Here is a 24970-nt window from a genome sequence, read left to right as displayed (position 1 = left end):
CCCGAGGAGCCATCGTGGAACGCCCCTTCGTCCCCGGGATCACCATCGAGGGGCACGAGTACAGCGGCAAGTCCAGCCTCGCCCGCCTGGTCGCCGAAGGGCTGCGGGCGCGGGGCCGCATCGTCACGCAGTCGCACGGCACCCTGACCCAGGGCGGCCTGGTGGACGCGATGTTCGCGGAGGGGGTGGCGGTCTTCGAGGGCGCCGCCCACCGGCCCTTCGCCGACCCCGACTTGTGGCGCCGGTTCAACAGCGTGCGCTCCGCACAGTTGGCCATCGACGCCGAACTCGCAGCGCAGCGGCCCGCCTTGATCCCCAGCGAGCTGCGGGTGCAGGACAGGTACTGGATGACGCAGCACTCGTTCAACACCCATCTGACGCCGGGTGAGGGCCACTTGTCCCCGGACTGGATCCGCACCCGGGCGCCGCGCTTCACCGTGCAGGTCTATCTGACCTGCTCCGCCGACACCCGTCGGGAGCGGGCCGCGCAGCGGGCGGGCGGCCCCGCCAAGCACGCCATCAACGCGTTCCTGCACCGCCACCTCGACGAGGTGGCGGTGCTCGACGGGGCGACCGCCGCGCTCGTCGACGGTGACCCGGAGTGGACCGTGCTGCACTCCGACCACTCCCCCGCGACGGAGCTCGCCGCCCGGGTGCTCGCGCTCTTCGACGCCCAGGACCGTACGGCGGCCGCCGTATGAGCGCGCCGGACGCACCGAGCACGCCGGACGGACCGACCACGGGCAGCAGCGACCGCTGGTGCGTGATCGGCGCCGGTCCCGCCGGGCTGACCACCGCCAAGAACCTGCGGGACCTCGGCATCGAGTTCGACGTGGTGGAACGGCAGCAGAGCCTCGGCGGGATCTGGCGCTACGGGGAGCCCGGCAGCTCCGTCTACGCCTCCACCACCATGATCTCCTCGCGGCGCCTCATCGAGTTCCGGGGCTTCCCCATGGCCGGTACCGGACTCCCCTACCCCACCCACCACGAGGTGCTGTCCTACCTGCGCCGTTACGCCGACCATCACGACCTGCCCCCGCACATCGAGTACGGCCTCGGCGCCTCCGCCGTCGCGCGCACCGCCGACGGGTGCGACGGGTGGACGGTGACCTTCGAGGACGGTTCGCGGCGCCCGTACCGGGGGGTGATCGTGGCGACCGGCCACCACTGGGACCCCAAGTACCCCGTATATCCGGGGGAGTTCGACGGTACGGTGCTGCACTCGGCGCACTACCGCACCCCCGAGGTGTTCCTCGGCCGCCGCGTCCTGGTCGTCGGCGGCGGCAACTCCGGCAGCGACATCGCCGTCGAGGCGGCCAGGACCGCCGCCCGCACCCTGCACTCCACCCGGCACGGCTGTCACTACCTGCCGAAGTTCTTCTGCGGGCTGCCCACCGACGTGATCACCTCCGCCCTGGAGCGACGGCGCGCCCCGCGCTGGCTCCAGCGCGCGGTGCGGCGGGCGATGAGCCGGGTGGTCTTCGGCGACCCGGTCCGACTCTCGCTGCCCCGGCCCGCCGCCGTCCGCTCCGGCCAGGGCGGCCGTACCGTCCTCAACTCCGAGATCGTCCACCAGGTGGCCAACGGCGCCGTGCTGCCCCGGCCGGGGGTGGCCGAACTCCTCGGCGACCGCGTCCGGTTCACCGACGGCACGGTGGAGCGGGTCGACGTCATCGTGTACGCGACCGGCTTCCGCACCGGCATCCCCGTCGACGGCGCGCTGTCCGGCACCGAGGGGCCGGTCCGGCTGCACCTGCGCCACCCGGAGCACGAGGACCTGTTCTTCGTGGGCCACATCCAGCCCAGTGGCGGCGCCTGGCAGCTCTTCGACGACCAGGCCGCCGCCGTCGCCCGGATCATCGCCGCCAGCCGGTCCGGGGAGGGCGCCCGCGACGCGGTGCGCCGGGCCCTGGACCGGCACGCGGGAGCGGCGTACGCACCTGCGGGCCCCGGCGGCCACCGGGGCGACCCGGGCGACCCGGGCGACCCGCTCAAGGCCGACCCGCTCAAGGTCGACCTGCACCGCTACGCCCGGGTGCTGGCCCGGCTGCGCCGCGACCTGGACTCCGTACTCATCCGCACCGCCACCGCCACCGGAAAGGCCGCCTCCTCATGAAGGAATCCACCCTTCTCATGCCCGCCGACCTGCACGCCTACATGCTGGCGCACAGCGTCGCGCCGGACGCCGTGCAGCAGCGCATCACCGAACGGACCACCTCGTTCCCCGAGGTGGCGCACTGGCAGACCGCGCCGGAGCAGAGCGCGTTCCTGACCCTGCTCGTACGGAGCCTGGGCGTGCGCCGGGCGGTCGAGGTGGGCACCTTCACCGGGATGTCCGCGCTCGCCATCGCCCGTGGCCTGGCGCCGGGCGGCTCCCTGCTGTGCTGCGACGTCACCGACGACTGGACCGAGGTGGCCACGGAGGCCTGGCGGACGGCGGGCGTCGCGGACCTGATCGAGTTGCGCGTCGCCCCGGCGGTCGAGACGCTGCGCTCCCTGCCCGCCGAACCGCACCTGGACTTCTCCTTCGTGGACGCGGACAAGACCGGCTACCAGGAGTACTTCGAGGAGCTGGTGGTCCGTACCCGCCCGGGCGGGCTCATCGCCTTCGACAACGTCTTCCGCAGCGGTCGGGTGCTGGACCCGCAGGGCGAGGTGGACGAGGCGGTGGTCGAGTTCAACGCCAGGCTCGCCCAGGACGACCGGGTCGAGGTCGTCATGCTGCCGATCGCCGACGGCATGTCGCTCGCACGCCGGAAATGAACGCGCCGGATACGGGCGAAGAGGACATGACCGGGCCGGGTACGAGCACGCCGGGCACGAACTTCGGGCCGGACACCAGCACGCCGGACACGCGCCCGCCGGAGGCGGGTGAGCGGCACGGAGCCCGGGCGGGCAGCGCGGCCGGTGCCGGGCCCAGTGCCGGGCTCGATGCGGGGCCCGGTGCCGGTTTCGACACCGAAGTGCTGGTCGTGGGTGCCGGGCCGGCCGGGGCCGCTGCCGCCAATCTGCTCGCCGAGCTGGGGGTGCGTACCCTCGTCGTCGGCAAGCACGGCTGGACGGCCGCGTCCCCCCGGGCCCACATCACCAACCAGCGCACCATGGAGATCATGCGCGAGCTCGGTCTGGAGGACGAGCTGCGTCAACTGTCCACGCCCCAGGCCGACATGGCCGAGAACGTGTACTGCGAGAGCCTGGCCGGGCCCGAGATCGCCCGGTTGCGCGCCTGGGGGACCGACGAGGACCGGCTCGGCGACTGGGCCACCGCCAGCCCCTGTCCGCCCGCCGATCTGCCGCAGTCCCTGCTCGAACCGGTGCTGGTCACCGGGGCCGCCCGGCGCGGCGCCAAGGTCAGGTTCGACACCGAGCTGCTCTCCTTCGAGCAGGACGCGGAGGGGGTCGACGCCCGTCTGCTGGACCGGCTGACCGGGCTTGAGTTCGGCCTGCGCAGCCGCTATCTGATCGGTGCCGACGGCGCCAACAGCCGGGTCGCCGAGCAGCTCCGGCTGCCCTTCGAGGGCCGCGAGGCGACCGGCGGCAGCATCAACATCGTCTTCGAGGCCGACCTGACCCGCTACGTCGAGCACCGGCCCGGCGTCCTGTACTGGATGCTGCGCCCCGGTGACGGCATCGCCGGGGTCGGCGTGGGTGTGCTGCGGATGGTCCGCCCCTGGAACCGGTGGATGGCGGTCTGGGGGTACGACATCGACGGGCCGCGCCCCCGGATCGACGACGCCGCGGCGCGCGAGATCGTGCGCGGGCTGCTGGGCGGCGACCTCGCGGAGGTGCGCATCGAGTCCGTCTCGGTGTGGGCGGTGCACGAGCGTTTCGCCACCGAGTACGGGCGTGGCCGGGTGTTCTGCGCGGGCGACGCCGTCCACCGCCACTCCCCCGCCAACGGCCTCGGCTCCAACACCTCCGTGCAGGACGCCCACAACCTGGCGTGGAAGCTGGCGGCGGTGCTGCGCGGCGGCGCGGGCCCCGGCCTGCTGGACACCTACGGCGCCGAACGCGTCCCGGTGGGGCGGCAGGTGGTGCGCCGGGCCGCCCGCAGCGCGACCGAGTTCGGGGCGCTGTTCGACGCGCTTGGGCTCGGCGACGGGACCCGTACCGCCGATCTGTCGGCCGGTCTGGCCGCGCTGCGCGCCCCGGACGCCCGGGGTGCCGAGCGGCGGCGGGAACTGGCCGACGCGGTCCGCCTCAAGCACTACGAGTTCAGCGCCCACGGCGTGGAGCTCAACCAGCGCTACGCCTCCACCGCGATCCTCGACGGGCCGCCGCCGGGCGCCGACGGGCCGCCCGCGCCCGCCCGGGAGACCTTCGCCCGGGAGACCTTCGCCCGGGACCCCGAGCTCTACCACCAGCCCGCCGCCCGCCCCGGCGCCCGGCTGCCGCACGCCTGGCTGACCGACGCGTCGGGCCACCGCCGCTCCACCATCGACCTGGTCGGCCGGGGTGCCTTCACGGTGCTCACCGGGCTGGCCGGCGGTGTCTGGGCGCAGGCCGTCGCGCACTGCGCGGGGCACTTCGGCGTCGGGCTGCGGGCGGTCGTGGTGGGCACCCCCGAGGCCCTCGACCCGTACGGCGTCTGGTCGCGGTTCACCGAGGACCTCGACGAGGCGGGCTGTCTGCTGGTGCGGCCCGACGGCCACATCGCCTGGCGCCACGACGGCCCGTGCTACGACCCCGAGGCCGCCGCCAAGTCCCTGACCAGGGCACTGACCGCGATCCTCCACCTCTGACTCCGATCCGACTCCGAAAGGTCCGCTCATGCCGCAGCAGCAGCCCGCCGACTGGCTGGCCCCCCTCCGCGCCCGGCAGCTCCTGCCCGCCGGTACCGTCGCCGCCTTCGTGGTCGGCTCCGCGGCCCGGGGCTGGCACAACTCGCGCAGCGACTACGACATCTACGTGGTCACCACCGAGGAGTGGCAGACGGAGACCAGCAACTCCATCCTCATGCCGCTCAACCCGCCCAGGGTGTGCAGCGAGATGTTCTACGAGGACGGCAGGCGCTGGGAGGTCACGTACTGGACCCCGGGCCAGGTCGACCAGATGCTCGCCAAGGTCGGCTGGGAGGTGTACGAGCGCGGCATCATCGCGGGCGAGGTCCTCACCCCGCGCGAGGAGGTCTCCCTCGCCCGGCTCGGCACCTGTCTGCCGCTGCTCGGCGAGGAGTGGGTCGCCGACAAGAACCGGGAGCTGGAGAAGTCCGCGTTCCGCTCCTTCGTCGTGGTGCGCTCCCTGGGCGCGGCCGACGACGCGGTGGAGGACGCCCTGGGCCAGCTGGAGTCCGGGCACCTGGAGGCCGCGACGCTCTCCGCCCGCCGGGCGCTGGGCCACGCGGTGGACGCGCTGCTGGAGGGCGAGGGCGAGTACTGCAGCCACATGCCCAAGTGGCGCCCGCACCGCTTCAGGGCGGCGGCCCCCGAGGCGCTGTCCTTCGAGGAGTACTGGGCGCTGGAGACGATGCGGGGCTACGACCCGGCCGACCCCCGGCCGTGGATCCGTACGGTGCTGACCATCTGCCAGGACATCTCGATGCGGGTGGAGACCTCGTGAGCACCGCGCACGACGTGCCGCGCAGGGCGCTCGGGGTACCGGTCCGCCGGGTCGCGGGCGAGCTGGTGCTCGGGGTCCAGGACCAGGCGCTGGAGCTGTCCGGTACCGCCCGGGTGATCTACGAGTCGGTCGACGGGCGGCGCACCGTCGCCGAGGTCGCGGCCACCGTCGCCGCCGCGTACGGGGCCGAGGCGGACGAGGTGTTCGCGGACGTCGCGGAGTTCCTGGACGAGCTGGTGGGGCAGTCGGTCGTCGAGTGGTCCGCAGCGGGCAGCCCGGGCGGCCCCGGCGGGCCGGGGCGCGAGAGGTGATCCGTCTGGAGGTGGACGACGAGAGCCTGGGCCGGGTGCGGCTCGGGCTGAGCCCGCTGTGGGAGACCATCGGCAGCCTCGCCATCCTCGCCAGGTACCGGGGCCAGGCCCCGTCGCCGTACACCCAGTGGGCCCGGACGGTCCGGCACGCGATGCCCAGGGAACTCGTGGAGGGCCTGGTGGTGCCGATGCGGCGGTCCGTGCTGTTCCCGCCGGGGTCCGTACCGCTGCCCGACCCGGCGCGCAGCACGCTGGCCGCCGAACTCGACGCGCTGCGCGCCCGGTTCGACGGGTCCGGCGCGGAGCGGCTGTGCGCGCTGCTCGCCCGGTACTGGGAGTGGGCGGTGGCCCCGCACTGGGCCTCGATCCGGGCCTCGCTGGAGGAGGAGGTCCTCTTCCGGGGGCGGACGCTCGCCGTGTCGGGCGCGGAGGCCATGCTGGAGGAGCTGGACGGCCGGGTGCTGTGGGCCAGGCCCCGGCTGACCGCCCCGTACCACCGCGATCTGGACGTGACCGCCGCCGGGGCGCAACTGCTGCTGGTGCCCACCGTCTTCGCGGGGGGCGTACGGCTCTTCCAGCAGGAGGACGGGGTGGTGGCCATGTCGTACCAGGCCAGGACCACCCGGTTCCTGCGGGTACTGGCCCCGGACGGGCGGGCGGCGGACGTGGAGGACCGGCTGGCGCTGCTGCTCGGCAACGGCCGGGCGCAGGTGGTGCGGGCACTGGAGGTGCCCAGGACAACCACGGCGGTGGCCCGGACGCTGGGCTTCGCGAAGAGCACCGTGTCCGAGCACCTGACCGTGCTGACCTCGGCCGGTCTGGTGTGGAAGGAACGGGAGGGCGGGCGGGTCCTCTACCAGCTCGACCGCGGCGGGCTCGCGGTCCTCGAACACCTGGGGTTCTGACCTGTGTCTGGGGTTCTGACATGCGCCTAGGGTTCTGACCATGAGCGACCTCCCGGCCACCGCAGACCTCGCCGACCTCCGCCCCGAACTCGTCCTCCCCGACGCCCGGTTGCACGACGCCTGGCTCGCCGCGCACGCGCAGTGGCCGCCGGGCTCGCACATGGACGGCTCCGGGCTCGGCGACGGCGTCGAGACCGCCGACCCGGCCGGTTTCGCGGCCTGGGTGGAGCGGCTGCGGCGCTGCGCGGACCCGGCGGTGGAGCCCGCGCCGGGGCGGGTGCACTCGACGTACTGGTGGATCGCGGCGGACGGCATGCTGCTGGGCGCCGTCGAACTGCGCCACGGGCTGAGCCCGTTCCTGCTGGAGGCGGGCGGGCACATCGGCTACAGCGTCCGCCCGGACTACCGCCGGCGTGGGCTCGCGGGCTGGGCACTGGGCGCGGCACTGGCCGAGGCGCGGGGCAGGGGCATGGAGCGGGTGCTGCTGACCGTCACCCCGGAGAACACGCCGTCCGTGCGCGTGATCGAGCGCGCCGGGGGTGTGCTGGAGGACGTCAGGGACACCGTACTGGGCCCCAAGTCCCGCTACTGGATCACTCTCTGACGGTCGCTCAGGCTGCTGCTCCGGTGCCGTAGCGGCGGACCAGCTCGGCGAGCAGGGCGACCGTACGGGCGGGGTCGGTGCCGATGGTGGTCTCCGTGGCGAGCAGCAGCCCGTCGACCCCGGCCTCCAACAGCTCGCACAGGTGGGCCAGTTCGGAGCGGTGCGGGAGCCAGGAGTTCTCCAGGCCGGCGAGCAGTTGGGTGCCCACGACGACGGGCACCGACAGCCGGGCGCACTCCCGTACGACCCGGGTGCACAGGTCGTGGAACTCGACGGCCCCGCCGTCCAGCAGCAGGTCGCCCCGGCCGAGCAGCACGCTGTCGGCGGCCTGCGCGACTTCCGCGACGGCTTCGACCCCGGCGACCGTCTCGACCTTCGCCACGACGGCGTTGGCCCCGCGACCGCCCCAGGCGTCGCGGACCGGCGTCAGGTCGGCGGCGCACTCGGCGAAGGAGACGATGGCGCCGGTGAAGGGTGCGTGGGCCAGTTGGTCCAGCAGTGCCAGGTCCGGCGGGGCGTCGGTACGGGGGCCGCGCGGCCTCCCCTGTACGCACACGCCCTTGCGCGGGCCGAGCACGCCCCGGGTCAGCGGCTGGGCCACGCAGTGGTCCTCGGCCACGGACACCACGCGCGCGGCGTCCTCGCCGTCGCCCAGGAGCAGGACGTCGCCGAGCTCGATGCCCCGGCCCCACTCCGGTGCGGACAGGCCGAGTTCGGGCGTCGGGCCGTCCTCGCGGGCGCGCCGTGTCCCGTGCACCACCGTGAAGCGGCTGACCTGGGCCAGGTCGAGGGGGCGGGCGTTGGTGAACCGGTTCTTGACTCCCGGCAGGTCCAGGAGCAGTTCTACGGGGCGGCCCGAGGCGCGGGCGGCGGCCTGTGCGTCGGCCGCCTGCGCGGCGAGTTCCCCGGGGCCGAACTTGGAGGCCGAGAAGCGCAGTGCGCCGACGCCCAGTTCGAGGAGTTCGGTCATCGCCTCGCGGGAGCGGGTCGCCGGGCCGACGGTCGCGATCAGCGCGGTCGCGGCGGGTGCCGTTACAGCCGGTGCCGTCACGATCGGTGCCGTCACGGCCGGTGCCGGGGCGCTGTGCGCAGCAGCGGCAGGTGCGCCGCGCGGTCCAGCACCAGGTCCCGTACGAGGTCGGCGACGGCGAGGCCGGAGCGCACGTGCCCCTCGGCCGCCGCGCCGTCGTGCCAGTGCAGCAGCGCCCCGCCCAGGTCCCTGGCGGTCCTCGGGCCGAGGGATCCGGCGTGCAGGTCGAGCAGCGGGAGCCAGCCGGTGCGGTCGGGGTCCGTCTCGCCCAGGGCGGCGAGCAGTGCGCCGAGCAGTTCGGTGAGGCACTCGCGGAGCGTCCACTGGGCGCGGCGCGGCTCCCCGTCGGCGAGGCGGGCCGCCACGGCGCGGCGCAACTCCTCGTGCCTGCCGAGGTGTTCGGCGAGCAGGAAGTCCGCGAGTCGGTCGGTGCGCAGGGACTCGCGCCAGTGCCGGGCGATGGACTCGTTGGCCAGTACCCGGCCGGTGCGGACGCGGTGCAGCAGTTGCCGGGTGCCTTCGTCCAGGGTCGGGGCGTTGGCCCGTACGGCGGGTTCCACCAGTGCTTCGGCGCAGTGCGCGGTACGGGCCGCGACGGACGCCAGTTCCACGTGCCCGCGGAAGCGGACGGTGGCGGTGCGGCCCGGGGCCACCGCGTAGGTGCCCCGGCCGAGGGCCGCCACGGAGGCAGCGGCCCCGGTGGCTGCGGGACCGGTGCCGAGCAGCAGGAGGTCCGCACCCTCGGGCCCGTCGGCGACCAGCAGGAGGGTGTCCTGGGGGCGTACGGCGGACGCCAGTTCGGCCAGTTCGGCGGGTACGGCCGGGGTGCCGGGTGCGACCGAGGTGGCCGGGGTGGCCGGTTCGGCCGGTGCGTTGCGCGCGGGAGCTGCGACGGTGTGCACGGGGATCTCCTGACGTTGGCGACGCGCGGTGGGGTGCTCTAGAGGAACGCGGTGTCCGGCTCCTGGCCCATCAGCAGTTGGCCGGACCACTGGAGGATCTTGTGCTGGCCCACCACGTGCTGGCAGGCGGTGGTCATGTCGCGCAGCGCCCGGTCCAGCGGGGAGCGCGGCCGGTAGACGGAGTCGCCGCCGACCAGGTCGTACAGCTGGGACGTGATGTCCCGGGCGGTGCGGAAGGCGTGGTAGCGGGCGAGGGCGGCGGCCGCGCGTTCGCGGCGGGTGACCGGCTCGTCCGCCTCCAGCCGCCGCCACTGGGCCTCGACGGAGGCGAACACCTCGGAGCGGGCCGCCGACAGGCGCATCTCGCATTCGGCGACCACGCCCCGCACGTGCTCGGACTGTCCCCACGGGGTGCCGGGGCGGGTGGAGCGCAGTGCGGCGAGCCCGTAGACGTGGTCAAGGGCGCCGCGTGCGACGCCGAGGGGAACGCCCGACATCTTGCGCAGGATCGAGTCGGAGCGCCGGTGCAGCGGCCCGTCCCGGTAGGGCTCGTCGAAGGAGAAGGTCTGGTCCGCCGGGATCCACAGGGACTCGGCGAGGTAGTCGCAACTGCCGCTGCCCGCAAGGCCCGTGGTGTGCCAGGTGTCGAGGACGGTGAACTTGTCGGCCGGGGCGAGCGCCACCCGCCAGAGCGGCCGGCCCGCCTGGTCAAGCACCGGTTTCCCGTCGCGGTGGACGGTGCAGCCGGCCGCGACGACGTCCGCGTGGGTGATGCCGCTGCCGAACCGCCAGTGGCCCTCCACCCGGTAGCCGCCGTCCTCCTCGTGGGCCCGGCCGACCGGCGGCAGCCAGCCCGCCGTGATGGTGTCGAGGCGGGGGAAGAGGCGGCGGGCGGCGTCCGGGCGCAGGTAGCCGGAGTAGATCCCGGAGTCCATGCCGATCATGGCGCACCAGGCGACCGAGGCGTCGGTCCTGGCGAGCTGCTCGATCAGCTCGATCTGCTCCATGGAGGAGAGTTCGGGCCCGCCCCACTCGCGGGGCATCGCGGAGCGGAAGACGCCGGTCTCGCGCAGCGCCTCGACCAGGTCGTGCGGGAGCCTGCGGGCCAGGTCGATCTCCTCCTGGCGGGCGCGGATCAGCGGTGCGAGGGCCCCCAGGCGGCGGCCGATCTCCGGGCCGCCGAGGAACGCGGCCGGGTGAGGTCGGGCGTCCGGGCGGGTGTCGGCGTCCTGGCGGGTGTCGGCGTCCGCGAGGGGTCGGGCGTCCGCGAGGGGCGCCTCCGGGGCGATGGTCATGTCGTGGCTCCTTGGTTGCCGGCACTCCTTGGTTGGCGGCGCGGGTTCACAGCGCGCCGCACAGCCGGGCGAGCACCGCCATGCGCAGGTGGAGGGATTCGCGGACCTGGTCGAGGTAGAGGCCGCCGGGCAGGGCGTCGACGCCCGGGTGCAGTTCGTCGTTGCGGGGGCCGGGGTGCAGGATCAGGGCGCGGGAGGAGGTGCGGCGGATCTTCTCGGCGGTGATCCGGTAGTGCTCGGGGGTGAGCGCCGCCTTCTTGGCCAGCGAGTTGGGGTCGGCCTCCAGGCCGGGGACGTCGACGGGCATCATCTCGACCGCGTCGCACTCGGCCAGCAGGTCGAGGACGTCGGCGCGGAAGTCGAAGGCGGTGCCCGAGGAGTGCAGGGCCGCGGCCAGGTCGGCCGGGAGGGTGGTGTGCAGGAAGGAGGCGCCGGGGCCGGTGCGCAGCGGGGCGGCGGGCGGCACCAGGAAGAGGATCTTCCCGACCCGCAGCAGCGCGAGGGTGAGGACCAGGGAGCGCAGCACCCGGGTCCCGGGGTCGCCGACGATGCCGACCACCGCGCCGCGCAGGTCGCCCAGCCGCCGGGTCATCACCCAGGTGTCGCTGAGTGCCTGGGTGGGGTGTTCGTTGGAGCCGTCGCCGCCGTTGACCACCGGGCAGGAGGAGGCGGCGGCGGCCCGTCGGCCCGCGCCCGCCACGAAGTGCCGCAGGACGAGTACGTCGGCCAGTTCGGAGACCACCGCGACGGTGTCCTCCAGGGATTCGCCGATGTAGTCGACGGAGCGGCTGGTGGCCGGGTCCGCGAATCCGGAGACCGTGGCGCCCAGTCGCAGGGCGGCGGCCTCGAAGCCGATCCGGGTGCGGGTGCTGGGCTGGAAGAAGAGCACCGCGAGCAGGCGTCCCACCAGCAGGCGGCGGGCCTCGTCCGGGGCCGTGGCGGCGATCAGGTCGGCGTCGGCGAAGTGGCCGCGCACGGCCGCCTCGTCGAGGTCGTGGATGGCGATCAGGTGGTCCGGCGCGTTCACCGTCCGCGTGTGGTGGTCCGTGGCGCTCGCCGTCCGCGTGTGGTGGCCGGTCGCGTTCGCCGTCCGCGTGTCATGCGCGGCGTCATGCATAGCGCCCCCTGGCGATGATGTTCTGCGGGTCGAGTGCGGCCTTGAGCCTGCGGAGCAGGGTTTCCTGTCCCGCGTCGCCGCGGTGTCCCGCGGCGGCCGCCATGTGGTCGATGTCGAGCCGGTAGGGCGGGAAGCCCGCCGCGGTGGCGTCCCGGTGGAGCTGGTCGAGCAGGGCGTGGGCCCTGGCGGTGGTGTTCGAGTTGCGGGGGAAGCGCACCGAGACGACCACGTCCACCCAGCCGTTGGGCATGACGTTGAGGGTGTGTCCGACGGTCGCCTCCGGCATCCGGGCCGAGGCGAGCGCGACCAGGCGGCGCATCGTGTGCAGGGCCGGGGCGGTGAAGGGGACGACCGGCACGCAGAACAGCCAGCCCTGCCCGCTCCGTTCGTCGGCCTCCTCCACGGGGGTGTGGAACACGGCCTCCACCATGGGGTCGTTGGCCCTCGGGTCGCCCGCGTAGCCGCGCAGCGCGGCCCGTTCCTGTACGGAGGGCGGGGGTCCTGCGGGCGTGTCCTGGGCGGGGTCGAGCACCAGGCACTCGGTGAAGCCCGCGGCTCGCGCCTCCTCGCCCAGCAGCGCGCAGGCGGCGTCCACCAGGGCGGTGCGGCCCGCCACCGGCACGAAGACCCGGTAGCCGCCGGAGCCCCGGCCGCCGTACGAGACGGTGGAGGCGGCGTCGAACATCTTGACGACTCCGCAGACGATCCGGTTGGCGTGCCAGTCGCGGAGCGCGGCGAGCCCGTCGTCGAACCGCTCGACGGGCAGCCGCAGGGCGACGACCCGGAGGGTTTCGGTGCGCGGGATCAGCCGCAGCACCGCCGCGGTGACCACACCGAGGTTCGACTGGGCGAAGAGCTGGACCGGGTTGGGGCCCGGCAGGTGGTCGTACGGGGTGGTGGCCGTGCCGGGCCGGGGCCAGCGGCCGACCCGGGCCAGGGTGCCGTCCGCGAGGGCGACCTCCAGGCCGATGAGGTCCTCGGAGCGCTGCCTGCGCAGTCCGATGCCCCGGTCGAGTACGTTGCCGATCACGCTGGTGGCGGCGGCCGACGCGGTCACGTTGAGCAGGTAGCCGCTGGCGGTCAGGCGTTCGGCGAGCATGCCCTGGGTGACCCCGGGCTCCACGACGCAGACCCCGCTGTCGGTGTCGAGTTCGCGGATCCGGTCGAGGCGGTGCAGCCGCATCACGACGGCGTCGTCGGCCACGGGCTCGGCGGAGCCGAACCCCCAGTTCTTGCCGGAGCTCGTGGGGTGGACGTGGATGCGGCCGGCGCCTGCCCGTGCGTACTCCTTCAGCAGGTCGGCGACCTGACGGGGCGTTTCGGGTTCGACCGCGCCGAGCACCCGGCGGCTGCGGAACCCGCCGCTGTTGCCGCCGCCCCCGGCCTCGGTCACCAGGGACTCGGGCAGCACCCGTCCCGACAGCTCCCGGACGAGGTCCCCGATTCGGAGGTCCCCGGCCCCGAGGTCCCCGGCCCGGAGGTCCCCGGTCCGTACGTCGATGTCCATCGTCCCTCCTCCTCGGCACGGCGGCCCGGCCACTGACCGATGATCAGCGGGCCGTGGAGGAGCTGGCAACGCGCGGGCCACGGGCATTCCCGATGACCCGCATCAGCGCCGCCGATGCCGGAGGGGGCACGTTCAGGAGGGGGCACGTTCAGGAGGGGTCGGCCAGCTCCCGCCGGTGTCGCAGCGTGGCGACCAGGACGAGCGGACCGAGCAGGGTGCCCGCGCACACCACCCACAGGGCCGGGTGCAGCCCGGCCGTGGCGGCGATCAGTCCGGCCGCCGCCGCGCCGACCGGGCTGGCGCCCCAGGAAACGAACCGAACGGTCGCCATGACCCGCGACAGCAGTTCCGGCGGGCTCTCCGTCTGCCGGTGGGTGCGGGTCACGATGGAGCCGACCACGATGCCCGCCGACAGCCCGGCGTTCCCGGCCAGGAAGAAGAAGCTGGTGCCCAGGCTGGTGGTGAAGGGGATGAGCAGTGCGAACAGTCCGCCGGTGAGGCCCGCGAAGAGCAGGGCGCGGGCGGTGCCCAGGCGCCGGGCGAGCGGGGTCGCCAGGGCCGAGCCGATCAGCGCGCCGACCCCGTCCGCCGCCAGCACGGCGCCGACCAGCCAGGCGGGTGCGTCGATCGCGCGGACCAGGTAGAGCGGGATGAGGGCGAGCAGCGCCGAGGAGAAGAAGTTGGTGGCCGTCGCCCAGATCAGGCAGGGCCGCAGCACCGGGTGCCGGACGACGAAGTTCCAGCCCTCCTTGATCAGTTGGCGGGCGGGCACCTGCGGGCGCGGACCGGCCGCGCGCTCCGGCAGGGTGCGCAGGACCAGGGCGGACACCAGATAGCTGGCGGCGTCCAGGAGCAGCGCACCGACGGCCCCGGTGGCCTGGACAAGCAGCCCGCCCACGGTGGGGCCGCCGGTCTGGGTCACGGCGTGGGTGCCGGAGAGCAGGCTGTTGCGGGAGTTGAGCTCCTCGCGGTCGATGATCGCGGGCAGGAAGGTCGAGTTGCCGATCTCGAACAGGACGCTGGCGAACCCGACCACGAGGGCCGCCAGGACCAGATGGCCGTACGTGAGGTGGCCGAGCCACCAGGCGAGCGGCAGCGAACCGATGGCGGCCAGCCGCACCACGTCCATGGTGATCTGGAGGCGGCGCAGCGGGTAACGCTGCACGATCACCCCGGCGGGCAGCCCCAGCACCAGCCACCCCGCCTGCCCGGCGGCGCTGAGCAGGGCGACCTGAAGCGCGGAAGCATGCAGGAGGGTCAGCGCGACCATGGGCAACGCCACCACGGTGACCGCGGAACCCGCCCCACTGACGGTGGTCGCAAGCCAGAACCGCCGAAACATCGCCGCCGGACTGGCCTCGGGAGCAGGCGCGGCGGGCGGGCGGGTGGTCTCCTTCGTTGTGGTGTGCAGGGTGTTCATGCCGCCACCTCCTGGGGCGTGCCGGGGGCGGCTCGGACGGGGCGGGTGCCCCACAGGCCGGCCTCTTCGAACGCGGCCCGCGTCCGGGGGTCGTCGAGGGCGCCCGCCTCGGCGAAGTAGCGCACGAGGGGACGTGCGGCGTCGGCGACGGTGCGGCGCAGGGTGTGTTCGGGCCAGGACTCGGCGATGACCTGGGCGCAGGCCTCCTCGTTCAGTCCGATGTCCCGCAGGTGGGCGGCGGTCTGCTCGCGGTCCGGTTCGAGGAACGCGGCGACGGCCGCCGGGACGTGCGGTCCGACGGCCTGCCGTTCGCGCGCGGTGAGCGCGGGCCACAGGTGTTTGAGCACGGACCGGAAGTACACGTGGTGGCGGCCCTCGTCCTCGGCGTGGTCGCGGACCAGTTCGCGGACCGGGACGGGCAGCCGCTCGTCGCGGGGGATGTCGGAGAGGAGGCCGGAGATCAGGGTTTCGCTGACGATGCCGAAGAGCAGCGACTCGATGCCCCGCACCTCGTGCGGCAGCCCGTGGCGCAGCTCGTCGAGGCGGCGTACGAAGGCGGGCGGCCCGCTGTCCTCGGGGGCGGTGCGGGCGAGGCCGGTGGCGATCTCGATCTGCCGGGCGAAGTCGTGGCTGAACTGGGCGTGCCAGGCCTCGTCCGTGACGATCTTGTACGCGTCGGACTTCATCTGCTCCGGCAGGATCAGTCCGGACCTGCCCCGGCTGATGCTGGTGGCCACCGGGATGACGGCCAGGTTCTCCAGTTCGGTGGTGAAGTCGAGGTAGTCGTAGAGGCGGAGCAGCAGCAGGGCCTCCACGACCGCCTCGCCCTTCGCGGCGACCAGCGGGTGCAGCACGACGGGGTAGAGCTCGGGCGGGAAGTAGAGGTCGCCGACGCCCCCCTGGGCCGGGAAGTCGCGCCGGGGCTTGCGGCGGACGCTGGCCAGGTCCTCCCAGCGCCCGTAACGGCTGGTGTACCCGGTCACCTTGGGGCGGTCGGCCGCGTTGCCCCGTACCAACTGCTCCTGCGCCCGCTGCTCGTACATGCCCACCTGGTCCCCCTGGTCTCGCGCGTGCGTCGGTCAGTCGGTCAGTCGGTCAGTTGAAGGCGAGCAGGTGCTGGTCGAAGAGGTCGTCGAGGTCGGAGCGCACTTCGTCCGCGCTCACCTCGGCCGCCTTGAGGACCCGTGCGAACGGTGTCCGGCCGTCGATGCGGCGCAGCACGCGCAGGGTCGGGGAGTCCGGTTCGAGGACGTACTCGATCTGCCCCTCGTGGAGCAGGAACCAGGACTCCTCGGCGTCGGTGAGCAGTTGGACGCCCTCGGCGGCGGCCGGGACGCGGTCGCCGCTGTAGTCGCGGCCGGAGCCGAGCGGATCGTCGTCCGAGGTCAGGTGTGTGCCGTCGGCGACAGAACCGGCGGAACCGGCGGGTCCTGCAACCAAGGTGGTGCGGACCGGGCCCGGGTCGAGGTCGGCCAGCCGGGGCGGCGCCGCGGCCATCTCCGCCAGCAGGCCCATGTTGACCACGCGGGTCAGCAGTTCCACGCCCGGGTCGTCCGTCGAGCCGTCGCCGAACGCGGCGAGCCTGCGGCGGATCGCGGCGGCGTCGAGGTAGCGGTCGGCGCCGGGTGCGGCCAGGGCGCGTTCGACGAGTTCGCAGTCGTTCGCGCGCAGGACGCCGATCAGCATCCGGTACGCGTGGCGGGTGCCCGACCCGTAGAAGAAGGGGCCCTTGGGGCGGTCGGCGATCCGTGCGGGCAGCCGGTCGCGCACGGCGTCGCGCAGGATCTGCTTGTCCCACAGGAGCCGGGGGCGCAGGTGCTGGGGGATGACGGCGGTCAGCTCGACGAGCCGGTGGTCGAGGAAGGGGACGCGGGCCTCGGTGCTGCTGCCGGCCGCGGTCCGGTCCTCGTGCCACACGTTGTACTGCTGGATCTTGGCGTACTCCGAATCGACGTACGCCCGGTAGACGTCCCGTCCCGGGCCGCCGCCGAGGTGGTCGAGCGCCGCGTCGGAGAAGTAGTCGTGGCCCTCCGACCACCAGCGGCGCAGGCCGGGGTGGCGGTCCAGGGCGGTGGCGCGGTCCATGTGGCGCAGGCTCTCCTCGAAGGAGTCCCAGTCCTTGTCGCCGATCAGGTCGCGCGAGTAGCCGCCGTTGAACTCGTCGCTGGCGGCGCCCAGCAGCATGCCGCGCAGGCCGGGCCGCTCGGTGCGGGCGAAGCGGTGCAGTTCGTGCTTGTAGTAGATCTCCGGGCCGGTCATCGGGGTCTCGGCGAGCCACACGAGACGGCGCCACTCCTCGGGCGAGGGGACGTGGTCGCGGCCGAAGACGACCTGGTGGTTGGGTACGCCGAGTTCGCGGGCGAACCACTGGGCGTGCTCGGCGTCCCCGTTGACCCGGGTACCGCCGGACAGCGCGGTGAAGGTGTGGATGTCGCCCAGCTGGGGTGCGGCCAGGGCGAGGACGGCGGCGGAGTCGATGCCGCCGGACAGGAAGAGGCCGAGTTCGGTGTCGGCCGTCGCGCACTCGCGCACCGACTCCCGGAGGATCTCGCCGTAGCGCTCGGTGAACTCCTCGGCGCTGGTGCCCTCTTCGGGCTCGCTGGGCATCTCCCAGTAGCGGTGGCTGTGGGGGCGGCCGTCCTTCAGGTCGATGCGCAGGACGGTCGCGGCGGGGACGCTGTGGACGCCCTCGAACCAGGTGACCTGGCCGGGTCCGCCGAAGCGCGGGGAGGCGGCCAGCGCGGGCACCGACAGCGAGCGCTCCCAGTCGAAGGCGCGGGGCGTCGCGGGGTCGGCGAACAGGCCCTTGATCTCCGAGGACAGGGTGATGCGCCGCTCGTCGCGGTGGTAGTAGAGCGGTTTGATGCCGAACCGGTCGCGGGCGAGCACCAGTTGACCGTTGGCCCGGTCCCAGAGGATCAGGCCGAACATGCCGCGTACGTCGCGCAGGAAGTCCAGGCCGTACTGCCGGTAGAGGTGCAGCAGCACCTCGCAGTCCGAGCCGGTCCTCATCCGTGCTCCCGAGGGGAGGGCGGCGACGAGTTCGCGGTGGTTGTAGACCTCGCCGTTGGCGATCAGGACGAGGTTGCCGTCGTCGCTGACCAGCGGCTGGCTGCCGTCGGCGGGGTCCACCAGGGAGAGCCTGGTGAAGGCGAGGCCGACGGGCCCTTGGCGCAGTACGTCGCGCTCGTCGGGACCCCGGTGGTGCAGGGTGTCGGCCAGCAGTTCCAGCAGGGCGTCGGTCTCGGGACCGAGATCCTGCCCGTCGAGTCGGGCCGTGCCCGCGATTCCACACATGTGAGTTCCTTCGGACATCGGACACGTCGTCTGACGGTGGGGCCGGGTGAGGCCGGTAGGACTGTTGGGGCTGGTGGGGAGGTGCGCGCCACCCGCTTGTGGCGGTGGGCGCGCACCCTCCTGTGCCATACGACCGGATCCCCGGTGTGGGGGGCGGTCACGTCGCTGCTCAGGTGTTGCCCTTGAGCGCCGTGGTCTGCGAGACCTTCTTCGAGGAGGGTCTGACGAACTTCTGCATGGCGGTTCACCTCCCTCGTGCGGGTAGGAGCACCTGGTCGTGCACATCAGCGGGGCCGTGCGGCCGGCCTCGGCTAGTGCGGCCCCGCGTCGGGGCCGCTCAGGTGTTGCCCTTGAGGGTCGTGGTCTGGGAAACCTTCTTGGCGGTCGGGCGGACGAACTTCTGCATGTGTCACTCCTTTTCCCGAGGTCCTTCCGGGGGTTCCCGGAAGGGGGTTCGCGGTGCGGTCACCGCCCCCTTCCGGGGGCCGTTCTCCGTTGCGATGACATGAGAGAACCACTGGTCGCGGGGGTTGGCCCAGGCATTCGGTGCTGACCGAACGCGAGGTGGTCCAAGGACGGTTCAACGGGCGTTTGTTGCGGGGGGCTTGCGGGGTGCGCGGCACGCTCCTGGTGCGTGCGCGGGACCGCGTACGCCCGATGCGAGCCGTGCTTCGAGTCCGGGTGCGGCCCTTGGCGGAGGCTCCCGTGGACCTGCACGACCTGCACGACCTGCGCTCCTGGCTGCCTCGCGCGCTGGCGGTCGCCGAGCGGTGGGGCGGGCGGTTCGGCCCGTACGAGAGCCATGGCGCGCACCGGGTCGGGCCTGTCGCCTTCGACGAGGCGTTCGAGCGGTTCGCCAAGCGGATGGACGACAACTACCCCTTTTTCCATCCGCGTTACGCGGGCCAGATGGTCAAGCCGCCGCATCCGGCGGCCGTCACCGGCTATCTGACGGCGATGCTCTTCAACCCGAACAACCACGCCGCCGAGGGCGGCCCCGCGACCACCGAGATGGAGCGGGAGGCGGTCGCCGCGTTGGCGGACATGTTCGGCCTGGCCGCGTCCCACGTCGGCCATCTGACCACCAGCGGCACCATGGCCAACCTGGAGGCGCTGTACGTGGCCCGGGAGCTGCACCCCGGGCGCGGGATCGCGTACAGCGCCGAGTGCCACTACACGCACGAGCGGATGTGCCACGTCCTGGGCCTGGAGGGCCACCGCGTTCCGGTGGACGTGCGCGGCAGGATCGACCTCGACGCGCTGGAGGAACTGCTGCGCGGCGGCCGGATCGGCACCGTCGTGGTCACCACCGGCACGACCGGGCTCGGCACGGTCGACCCGGTGCACGAGGTGCTGGCGCTGGCCAGGCGGTACGGGGCGCGGGTGCACGTGGACGCGGCGTACGGCGGCTTCTACGCGATCCTCGGCCGCGCGGGCACCGGCGGCGTGCACGCGGAGCCGTGGCGGGCGATCGCGGAGTGCGACTCGGTGGTGGTGGACCCGCACAAGCAGGGCCTCCAGCCGTACGGGTGCGGGGCCGTGCTCTTCCCCGACCCGCACGCCGGACGGCACTTCGCGCACGACTCGCCGTACACCTACTTCACCGACTCGGAACTGCACCTGGGCGAGATCAGCCTGGAGTGCTCGCGGGCGGGCGCCTCTGCGGCGGCGCTGTGGCTGACGCTGCAACTGCTGCCGCTGACCGTGGAGGGGTTCGGGCAGGTACTGGCCGCGAACCGCCGGGCCGCCCTGCAGTGGGCCCAACTCATCACCAACTCAAGGGAGTTGGAGCTCTACCAGCGGCCCGACCTGGACATCGTGACGTACTTCCCGACGGTCGTCGGCGGCCGGCTCTCCGCGATCGACGAGGCGTCCGGGCGGCTGCTGCGGGACGCGATGACGGCGGAGTCGGACCCGGTGTTCCTGAGCGTGCTGCGCGCGGACGCGGACGCCTTCCAGCGGCGGCACCCCCGGGTGGTGCGGGACGCGGAGGCGGCCCGGGTGATCCGCAGCGTCCTCATCAAGCCGGAGCACGAGCACTATCTGCCGGTGCTGCACGACCGCGTGACGGAACTGGCGGCCCGGGCCCGTGCCACGCCCTGACCTGCGCACCTCTCCCCCACCCGCGACCCCACCCGCGACCCTGGAGCACACCTTGCCCTCGCCCTTCGCGTCCTCCTCCTCACCGGGCCCCGGTCCCGGTCCCAGCCCCGGACCCACCCTCGGTCCCGGTCCCAGCCCTGGCCCCGGCCCCGGCCCCGGCGGCCAGCCTGACGTCGCCGGGCTGTCCGCCCTGCTCGCCTCCTGCTTCCACGAGGACGCGATCACCCGCCGGCTGATCCCGGACCCGCAGGTCCGGGCCGAGCTGCTGCCCGGTTTCTTCCGGGTGTTCGTCGAACTGTCCGCCGCGTACGACGGGGTCCTCGCCGACCCCGGCGGCGACGCGGTGGTCCTCTTCCTGCCGCCCGGCGCCGAACCGGACGAGGCCGCCCTCGACACGGCCCTCGCCGCCGCGCTGGGCCCGTACGCGGACACGATGCGCACGGTGGCCCGGCTCCAGGCGGAGCGGCACCCGAAGGACCCGCACTACTACCTCTCCTTCGGCGGGGCCCGGGCGGAGCGCCAACGGAGCGGCCTGGTGTCCGGGTTCCTGCGTACGCTGCTGGCGCGGGCGGACGCCGAGGGGGTCGGCGCCTACAGCGAGGCCAGTTCGCCGGGCGGCGAGGCCGTGCTCGGGCGGCTCGGCTTCGTACGGACGGGCGACGACCTCGTCCTGCCCGGGGACGGCTCCGCCGCAGCCGCCTTCCTGCGTCCGATGTGGAGGGACCCGCGATGAGGGGCGACGATCTGATTCTGTCCTGGACGGCGGGCGAGGTGAGCCGGGGCGAGGTGCCCGCGGAGCACATCGGCCCGCTGTCCCAAGTGCTCGACTGGAGCCGGGACTTCCTGGTCTCCGGCCACCCCGAACTGGGCCGCACCGGGCCGGTCTGCCCGTACACCCAGCCCTCCCTGCGCAAGGAGCTCTTCCACCTGGCGCTGCCGTCGGCCGCCTGTGACGACCTGGCGACCGCCGTGGACTCGCTGCGCACCCGGCACGCGATCCTCTCGGAGCCGCTCTCGGAGGACGACCGCGAGCTCCTGACCATCCTGCTGGTGCTCCCGGGCTTCGACCCGACGGACTCGGTGGAGCTGGACGAGCTCCAGCTCAAGGCCAAGAACGAGTTCGTGGCGGAGGGACTGATGATCGGCCAGTTCCACCCGGTGTGCGAGGAACCGGGCCTCTACAACGAGGACTTCCGGCCGCTGCGCGCCCCGGTGCCGCTGCTCGCGGTCCGCAAGCTGCTGGTCTTCGACCTGCCGTTCCTGCTGACCGACGACCTGCACATGGACCACTACCTCCAGCGCTTCGCCCCGTCGATCCCGACCCGGGTGCGGGACCTGCTGGTGAGCGAGGTGGTGGCCTGACGGCGGCCGGTCGCGGCAGGCTACTGCTGCTGCGGCTGCCGCTGGGGCTGCGGGCTCATATGCGCCAGGAGCGGATGCGGTCGGCCGCGTCGTAGACGTCCGTGTGCTGTGCGCGGGCGTCGGCGACGAGGTCGGACAGGGCGCCGTACGGGGCGTCGATGCCTTCGCCGCTGTCGCCCATGTACCGGACGACGACCATCGCGGCGTAGAACGCGCTCCTGGCCGGGAGGGGGCGCAGCAGGGCGAGCGTTTCGAGGAGCGCCGCGGCCCGCCAGGCGGCGTCGGGCACGTAGCCGAGACGGGGCTGCGACTCCTGGTGCCGGGTGACGGCGGCGCGCAGGGCGGAGTAGTCGGCCACCGCGAGCTCCTTGGGGAGCATCTCCGACTGGATCTCCAGGAGCCAGGGCAGGTCGATGTAGAGGTCCACGTCAGGCCGCCTCGGGTCCGCCGACTTCCTCGCCCGGGAAGGCGGCGGCGAACTCCGCCCCGTACCGGGCGATGTCCTCGCGGACGCGTGCGCCGACCCCGTACAGGCGCGGGTCACGGCGGATCAGGGCGGTGATCACGGCCGAGACCGTGGTGTGCTCGGCCTCGGCGCGGCGCTTGAGTGCGTCGTAGTCCTCGTCGGGGATGCGCAGGCTGATGTTCTTGGACATAACGGAAACGTACCGCAGGTGCGGCACACTGTCGACGGCCGGGTCGCGGGGAGGGGGCCAGGGGGGCGCGTCACTGCTCGCCAACGGGCGGCCGGCGGGCCAGGAACTCCTCGAAGGCGGCCTTCTGCCTGGGGTCCATGAAGCCCTGTCGGACGTTGCGCGACTGTTCCTGGAGCCAGTGCGCCTCGACGGGATCCAGGAGCTGGGCCACCACCACGCCGCCCCGGGCGACCGCGGTGCGGCCTCCGGTGCGGCGGCGGAAGAGGGTGAACCTGCCGAACTCCTGGGGGTGGGCCAGCTCGGGGCGGTCGGGGGCGGGGTCGTCGGCGGTGGTGGCAGTGGTGCTTGTGGCGCTCGTGGCACTAGTGCTGGTGAACGGGCAGGCGCTGGGGGCCCAGTGCTCCCAGAGCGCCAGGGTCGCGGCGGGGACCATGACCGTGCGTTCCGGGAGGCCGCCGCCCTCCCACACGAAGGTGACGTTGACCGGTTCGTCGAGCAACTCGGCCAGGGCCAGCACCCTTTCCACCTCGTCGTTGACCGGGTGGCTCACCACTGCGTCGATCTCGATTCCCATGGCGCCGGAGGCTACCGGCCGCCACCGACAGCGGGACTGCCGGTGGTCAGGCTGGGCGCCTGACCACCGCTTTCCCGGACTCCAGGTCGATCCCGACCCGGGGCGGCGCCCCGTCCTCGGCGTCGTGCTTCACGATCTGCTCGGTGCGGCGCTGCTCCTGCTCGACCCGCTTGTTCGGGTTGAGTGCCGCCATCAGCTCGTCGGTCACGGAGACACCGACCCCCTGCCCGGGACGGGCCCGCCGGGCCAGCGCGCGCCGGAGCCGGACGGGACGGCCGGTGCGCAGCACCAGGTATCTGGCGACGGCCAGCCCGAAGGGCAGCATCACCAGGACGGCCATCACCAGCAGACCCGTAACCATCATGGCCCGTACAACGCGCGGGGGCAGGGAGCCGGTTCCCGAGGGGTCAGGGGCTTGATGCGGCGGGGAGTGGCTTGAGTTTCGCGCTGTGGTCAGGCAAGGCACTCCTCCAGGAAGGCCAGTACCGCCTGGTGGTACGTGGCGGCGGTCAGGCCCAGGCTGATGTTGTGGCCTGCTGAGGGGAGGTGGGTGGTGGTGGCTGACGGGGACGCGGTGAGGCGGGTGGTCATTTCGGAGAGGGTGGCCTCGTCGAGCTCCCACCAGTGCTCGTGTTCGGCGAAGGTCAGGCGGACCGGGATACGGACGTGGGGGGCCAGCTCCTCGAACTGGCGGGGCCAGTGGACGGTTTCCGCGGATTCGCGCGGCGGGGTCGGGGAGAGCAGGGTGCGGCTGGCGCGGAAGGTGCCGGGCGGGTAGAGGTTCAGCGGGCCCCAGTTGAGCTTGGTGGCGCCGCCGCCGAGCGTGGTGGGGAAGTGCAGGGCCTCCGGGTGGTAGCGGTAGCCGGTGCCGGAGGTGTCCAGGCCGAGGAGCGGGAGCGGGCCTTCGGTGGCGGCCGTGTGCAGGGCGACCTTGCCGCCGTCGGAGTGGCCCAGGAGGAAGACTCCGGCACCGGTGGCGTGGGTGCGGGAGTAGTCCTTGAGGGCGGTGTGCAGGGCGGTGGCCTGGTCGGCGAGGGTGAGGCCGTCGGGGATGAAGTCCGCGGATTCGCCGTAGCCGGGGCGGTCGATGGCGAGTACGGCGAAGCCTTGGGCGGTGGCGAGGGGGGTGAAGGTGTTCCAGTAGGCGGCGCCGGTGCCGCGGCCGTGGATGGCGAGGATGGTGGCGCGGGGTGGGTGGGCGGTGGTGGGCTCCGTGAGGAGGGCGGAGAGGGGGGTGACGCCGGCGTCGAGGGTGAGGGGGGTGGTGGGGGGCGTGGTGGGGAGCGGGGTCGGGGCAACGGGGGGTGTTCCCTTCGGGAGGTTGAAGTGGGGCGGGGTCGGGGCCGGGTGGGACGGGGTCGGGGTGGGCGGGGCCGGGGTGGGCGGGGGCGGAGCCTGGGCGGGGGCGAGGGGTTCGGCTCCGCCGGGGGCCGCCCCCTTGCCCGCCCGTTCCGCCCCCGGGGGGCGGCCCCGCCGCCCAAGGGGGCTGGGCGGGGGCCCCGCCGCAAGGGGGCGGGGGCTGGGCGGGGGGCCCGCTGCAAGGGGGCTCGGGCGGGGGCGGAGGACTGTTGTTGGGGTGTCGGGGGTCATCGCAGGATCAGGTCCTTTCGGGCTTGGGCTACTGCGTTCACCCAGGTTTTCGGGGCGCCGCTGCGGAGCAGGGAGGTGCCTACCAGGAGGGCACCGAAGCCCGCGTCGAGGAGTTCGGCGGCGGTTTCCGGAGTGTCGATGCCGCTGGCGCTGACCGGGCAGGGAGTGCCGGTCGCCCGTACCGCCGGGAGCAGGTCCAGGCTGCGGTTCAGGTCGCCCCGGGCCCGCTCCCGCGTCTTGATGTCCTTGTTGTTGACGGCGATCACGCACTCCTCCGGGTGGTGGACCGCGTCGAGTTCGGCTTCCGTGGTGATCTCCACGAAGGGCGTCAGGTTGTTGCGCAGGCACTCCGTCACCAGCGTCCGCATGCTGGAGGCCGGCAGCAGTGCCGCCGTGAGCAGCACCGCCGAGGCGCCCAGTTCCTTGGCCGTGCGGACCTGGTCCTTGCGGGTGATGAAGTCCTTCTGGAGGAGCGGGAGTTTGGTGATCGCCGCCACGTCCCGCAGGAGCGCCGGTGACCCGCCGAACCAGCGGCCGGTCACCACCGAGATGCAGGGCGCGCCCGCCGCCTCGTACGCGTCGACGATGGCGACGGGGGTGCGGCTGCCGAGCAGGTCGTAGCCGTGGGAGTCGAGTCTCTTCACCTCGGTCACGACTGGTGTCGGGGCCGCCAGGAGGGCCTCTAGGAAAGGGAAGTCGGTCCGGTTTCGGTGCGTCATGGGTGAGTGCCTCCAGTCG

25 protein-coding genes are annotated in these 24970 nt (G+C 73.5%); 11 read left to right on the top strand and 14 right to left on the bottom strand.

Going from position 1 to position 24970, the window contains the following annotated elements:
- Positions 1-14: 14 nt before the first annotated feature.
- The 8 genes from ACZ5PB_RS30615 to ACZ5PB_RS30580 are packed head-to-tail and all read left to right on the top strand — an operon-like array spanning position 15 to position 7379.
- Positions 15-701 carry a hypothetical protein gene (locus ACZ5PB_RS30615; protein ID WP_468695612.1) on the top strand — a complete coding sequence of 229 codons (687 nt, stop codon included), beginning with the start codon at positions 15-17 and terminating at the stop codon, positions 699-701.
- A complete protein-coding gene (locus ACZ5PB_RS30610) occupies positions 698-2116 on the top strand; it encodes a flavin-containing monooxygenase (RefSeq protein ID WP_468695611.1) in 1419 nt (472 codons plus the stop codon). Before ACZ5PB_RS30615 ends, ACZ5PB_RS30610 begins: the two co-directional genes overlap by 4 nt.
- Positions 2113-2763, top strand: a complete 651-nt coding sequence (locus ACZ5PB_RS30605) for an O-methyltransferase (RefSeq protein ID WP_468695609.1) — start codon at positions 2113-2115, stop codon at positions 2761-2763. The genes ACZ5PB_RS30610 and ACZ5PB_RS30605 overlap by 4 nt, the downstream gene beginning before the upstream one ends.
- Positions 2760-4742 (top strand): FAD-dependent monooxygenase, encoded by a 1983-nt coding sequence (locus ACZ5PB_RS30600; RefSeq protein ID WP_468695607.1) that lies wholly within the window; start codon positions 2760-2762, stop codon positions 4740-4742. The genes ACZ5PB_RS30605 and ACZ5PB_RS30600 overlap by 4 nt, the downstream gene beginning before the upstream one ends.
- Positions 4743-4770: 28 nt before the next feature.
- Entirely contained in the window at positions 4771-5559 is a 789-nt protein-coding gene (locus tag ACZ5PB_RS30595; protein WP_468695605.1) for a hypothetical protein, read from the top strand.
- The gene (locus ACZ5PB_RS30590; protein ID WP_468695603.1) at positions 5556-5870 is read left to right on the top strand and encodes a PqqD family peptide modification chaperone; all 315 of its coding nucleotides are present in this window, start codon (positions 5556-5558) and stop codon (positions 5868-5870) included. The genes ACZ5PB_RS30595 and ACZ5PB_RS30590 overlap by 4 nt, the downstream gene beginning before the upstream one ends.
- The gene (locus ACZ5PB_RS30585) at positions 5867-6775 is read left to right on the top strand and encodes an ArsR/SmtB family transcription factor (RefSeq protein ID WP_468695601.1); all 909 of its coding nucleotides are present in this window, start codon (positions 5867-5869) and stop codon (positions 6773-6775) included. The genes ACZ5PB_RS30590 and ACZ5PB_RS30585 overlap by 4 nt, the downstream gene beginning before the upstream one ends.
- Before the next feature lie 40 nt (positions 6776-6815).
- Entirely contained in the window at positions 6816-7379 is a 564-nt protein-coding gene (locus ACZ5PB_RS30580) for a GNAT family N-acetyltransferase (protein ID WP_468695599.1), read from the top strand.
- Positions 7380-7386: 7 nt separating this feature from the next.
- On the opposite strand, the gene ACZ5PB_RS30575 is transcribed toward ACZ5PB_RS30580, so the two are convergent.
- From ACZ5PB_RS30575 to asnB, 8 genes are all read right to left on the bottom strand, one after another.
- The gene (locus tag ACZ5PB_RS30575; protein ID WP_468695597.1) at positions 7387-8445 is read right to left on the bottom strand and encodes a pyruvate kinase; all 1059 of its coding nucleotides are present in this window, start codon (positions 8443-8445) and stop codon (positions 7387-7389) included.
- Positions 8442-9311, bottom strand: coding sequence for a hypothetical protein (locus ACZ5PB_RS30570; RefSeq protein ID WP_468695595.1), 870 nt, complete (start codon positions 9309-9311; stop codon positions 8442-8444). The genes ACZ5PB_RS30575 and ACZ5PB_RS30570 overlap by 4 nt, the downstream gene beginning before the upstream one ends.
- A 38-nt stretch (positions 9312-9349) precedes the next feature.
- Positions 9350-10606 (bottom strand): acyl-CoA dehydrogenase family protein, encoded by a 1257-nt coding sequence (locus ACZ5PB_RS30565; protein WP_468695594.1) that lies wholly within the window; start codon positions 10604-10606, stop codon positions 9350-9352.
- Positions 10607-10652: 46 nt separating this feature from the next.
- On the bottom strand, positions 10653-11723 hold the full coding sequence (locus ACZ5PB_RS30560) for an aspartate carbamoyltransferase (RefSeq protein WP_468695592.1): 1071 nt from the start codon (positions 11721-11723) through the stop codon (positions 10653-10655).
- Positions 11716-13230 (bottom strand): FAD-binding oxidoreductase, encoded by a 1515-nt coding sequence (locus ACZ5PB_RS30555; RefSeq protein WP_468695591.1) that lies wholly within the window; start codon positions 13228-13230, stop codon positions 11716-11718. Before ACZ5PB_RS30555 ends, ACZ5PB_RS30560 begins: the two co-directional genes overlap by 8 nt.
- A 148-nt stretch (positions 13231-13378) precedes the next feature.
- Positions 13379-14650 (bottom strand): MFS transporter, encoded by a 1272-nt coding sequence (locus ACZ5PB_RS30550; protein ID WP_468695590.1) that lies wholly within the window; start codon positions 14648-14650, stop codon positions 13379-13381.
- Positions 14647-15693 (bottom strand): diiron oxygenase, encoded by a 1047-nt coding sequence (locus tag ACZ5PB_RS30545; RefSeq protein WP_468695588.1) that lies wholly within the window; start codon positions 15691-15693, stop codon positions 14647-14649. Before ACZ5PB_RS30545 ends, ACZ5PB_RS30550 begins: the two co-directional genes overlap by 4 nt.
- Before the next feature lie 52 nt (positions 15694-15745).
- The gene (gene asnB / locus ACZ5PB_RS30540) at positions 15746-17947 is read right to left on the bottom strand and encodes an asparagine synthase (glutamine-hydrolyzing) (RefSeq protein ID WP_468695586.1); all 2202 of its coding nucleotides are present in this window, start codon (positions 17945-17947) and stop codon (positions 15746-15748) included.
- Positions 17948-18652: 705 nt separating this feature from the next.
- Between asnB and ACZ5PB_RS30535 the strand changes: the two genes are divergently transcribed.
- From ACZ5PB_RS30535 to ACZ5PB_RS30525, 3 genes are read left to right on the top strand one after another with little or no spacing between them, the layout of a single operon-like run.
- Positions 18653-20050 (top strand): pyridoxal phosphate-dependent decarboxylase family protein, encoded by a 1398-nt coding sequence (locus tag ACZ5PB_RS30535; protein ID WP_468695585.1) that lies wholly within the window; start codon positions 18653-18655, stop codon positions 20048-20050.
- Between the two features lie 52 nt (positions 20051-20102).
- A complete protein-coding gene (locus tag ACZ5PB_RS30530) occupies positions 20103-20783 on the top strand; it encodes a hypothetical protein (protein WP_468695583.1) in 681 nt (226 codons plus the stop codon).
- Complete coding sequence (locus ACZ5PB_RS30525) at positions 20780-21412, top strand: DUF6875 domain-containing protein (RefSeq protein WP_468695582.1); 633 nt, start codon at positions 20780-20782, stop codon at positions 21410-21412. Before ACZ5PB_RS30530 ends, ACZ5PB_RS30525 begins: the two co-directional genes overlap by 4 nt.
- A gap of 55 nt (positions 21413-21467) precedes the next feature.
- On the opposite strand, the gene ACZ5PB_RS30520 is transcribed toward ACZ5PB_RS30525, so the two are convergent.
- From ACZ5PB_RS30520 to ACZ5PB_RS30495, 6 genes are all read right to left on the bottom strand, one after another.
- Positions 21468-21839: a toxin Doc gene (locus ACZ5PB_RS30520; RefSeq protein WP_468695581.1), complete on the bottom strand. Its 372-nt coding sequence runs from the start codon at positions 21837-21839 to the stop codon at positions 21468-21470.
- A gap of 1 nt (position 21840) precedes the next feature.
- Entirely contained in the window at positions 21841-22068 is a 228-nt protein-coding gene (locus ACZ5PB_RS30515) for a hypothetical protein (RefSeq protein WP_468695579.1), read from the bottom strand.
- A 70-nt stretch (positions 22069-22138) separates the two neighbouring features.
- Positions 22139-22642, bottom strand: coding sequence for a hypothetical protein (locus ACZ5PB_RS30510; RefSeq protein WP_468695578.1), 504 nt, complete (start codon positions 22640-22642; stop codon positions 22139-22141).
- A 46-nt stretch (positions 22643-22688) separates the two neighbouring features.
- Positions 22689-23006 (bottom strand): DUF6191 domain-containing protein, encoded by a 318-nt coding sequence (locus ACZ5PB_RS30505; protein WP_468695576.1) that lies wholly within the window; start codon positions 23004-23006, stop codon positions 22689-22691.
- A gap of 89 nt (positions 23007-23095) precedes the next feature.
- Entirely contained in the window at positions 23096-24232 is a 1137-nt protein-coding gene (locus ACZ5PB_RS30500; RefSeq protein ID WP_468695575.1) for an alpha/beta hydrolase, read from the bottom strand.
- A complete protein-coding gene (locus tag ACZ5PB_RS30495; protein ID WP_468695574.1) occupies positions 24229-24951 on the bottom strand; it encodes a beta/alpha barrel domain-containing protein in 723 nt (240 codons plus the stop codon). Before ACZ5PB_RS30495 ends, ACZ5PB_RS30500 begins: the two co-directional genes overlap by 4 nt.
- Between the last annotated feature and the right edge of the window lie 19 nt (positions 24952-24970).

The organism is Streptomyces sp. NPDC032721 (assembly GCF_055579625.1).
The sequence above is the reverse complement of the archived record's forward strand: the minus strand, read 5'-3'. Positions and strand labels throughout refer to the sequence as shown.

What these genes read in the sequence shown, in the direction of transcription:
- ACZ5PB_RS30505 (WP_468695576.1), bottom strand. Translation starts at nt 23,006, where the DNA reads ATGATGGTTACGGGTCTGCTGGTGATGGCCGTCCTGGTGATGCTGCCC.
- ACZ5PB_RS30610 (WP_468695611.1), top strand. Translation starts at nt 698, where the DNA reads ATGAGCGCGCCGGACGCACCGAGCACGCCGGACGGACCGACCACGGGC.
- ACZ5PB_RS30565 (WP_468695594.1), bottom strand. Translation starts at nt 10,606, where the DNA reads ATGACCATCGCCCCGGAGGCGCCCCTCGCGGACGCCCGACCCCTCGCG.
- ACZ5PB_RS30510 (WP_468695578.1), bottom strand. Translation starts at nt 22,642, where the DNA reads ATGGGAATCGAGATCGACGCAGTGGTGAGCCACCCGGTCAACGACGAG.
- ACZ5PB_RS30595 (WP_468695605.1), top strand. Translation starts at nt 4,771, where the DNA reads ATGCCGCAGCAGCAGCCCGCCGACTGGCTGGCCCCCCTCCGCGCCCGG.
- ACZ5PB_RS30545 (WP_468695588.1), bottom strand. Translation starts at nt 15,693, where the DNA reads ATGTACGAGCAGCGGGCGCAGGAGCAGTTGGTACGGGGCAACGCGGCC.
- ACZ5PB_RS30495 (WP_468695574.1), bottom strand. Translation starts at nt 24,951, where the DNA reads ATGACGCACCGAAACCGGACCGACTTCCCTTTCCTAGAGGCCCTCCTG.
- ACZ5PB_RS30550 (WP_468695590.1), bottom strand. Translation starts at nt 14,650, where the DNA reads ATGAACACCCTGCACACCACAACGAAGGAGACCACCCGCCCGCCCGCC.
- ACZ5PB_RS30580 (WP_468695599.1), top strand. Translation starts at nt 6,816, where the DNA reads ATGAGCGACCTCCCGGCCACCGCAGACCTCGCCGACCTCCGCCCCGAA.
- ACZ5PB_RS30500 (WP_468695575.1), bottom strand. Translation starts at nt 24,232, where the DNA reads ATGACCCCCGACACCCCAACAACAGTCCTCCGCCCCCGCCCGAGCCCC.
- ACZ5PB_RS30605 (WP_468695609.1), top strand. Translation starts at nt 2,113, where the DNA reads ATGAAGGAATCCACCCTTCTCATGCCCGCCGACCTGCACGCCTACATG.
- ACZ5PB_RS30555 (WP_468695591.1), bottom strand. Translation starts at nt 13,230, where the DNA reads ATGGACATCGACGTACGGACCGGGGACCTCCGGGCCGGGGACCTCGGG.
- ACZ5PB_RS30525 (WP_468695582.1), top strand. Translation starts at nt 20,780, where the DNA reads ATGAGGGGCGACGATCTGATTCTGTCCTGGACGGCGGGCGAGGTGAGC.
- asnB (WP_468695586.1), bottom strand. Translation starts at nt 17,947, where the DNA reads ATGTGTGGAATCGCGGGCACGGCCCGACTCGACGGGCAGGATCTCGGT.
- ACZ5PB_RS30600 (WP_468695607.1), top strand. Translation starts at nt 2,760, where the DNA reads ATGAACGCGCCGGATACGGGCGAAGAGGACATGACCGGGCCGGGTACG.
- ACZ5PB_RS30515 (WP_468695579.1), bottom strand. Translation starts at nt 22,068, where the DNA reads ATGTCCAAGAACATCAGCCTGCGCATCCCCGACGAGGACTACGACGCA.
- ACZ5PB_RS30560 (WP_468695592.1), bottom strand. Translation starts at nt 11,723, where the DNA reads ATGCATGACGCCGCGCATGACACGCGGACGGCGAACGCGACCGGCCAC.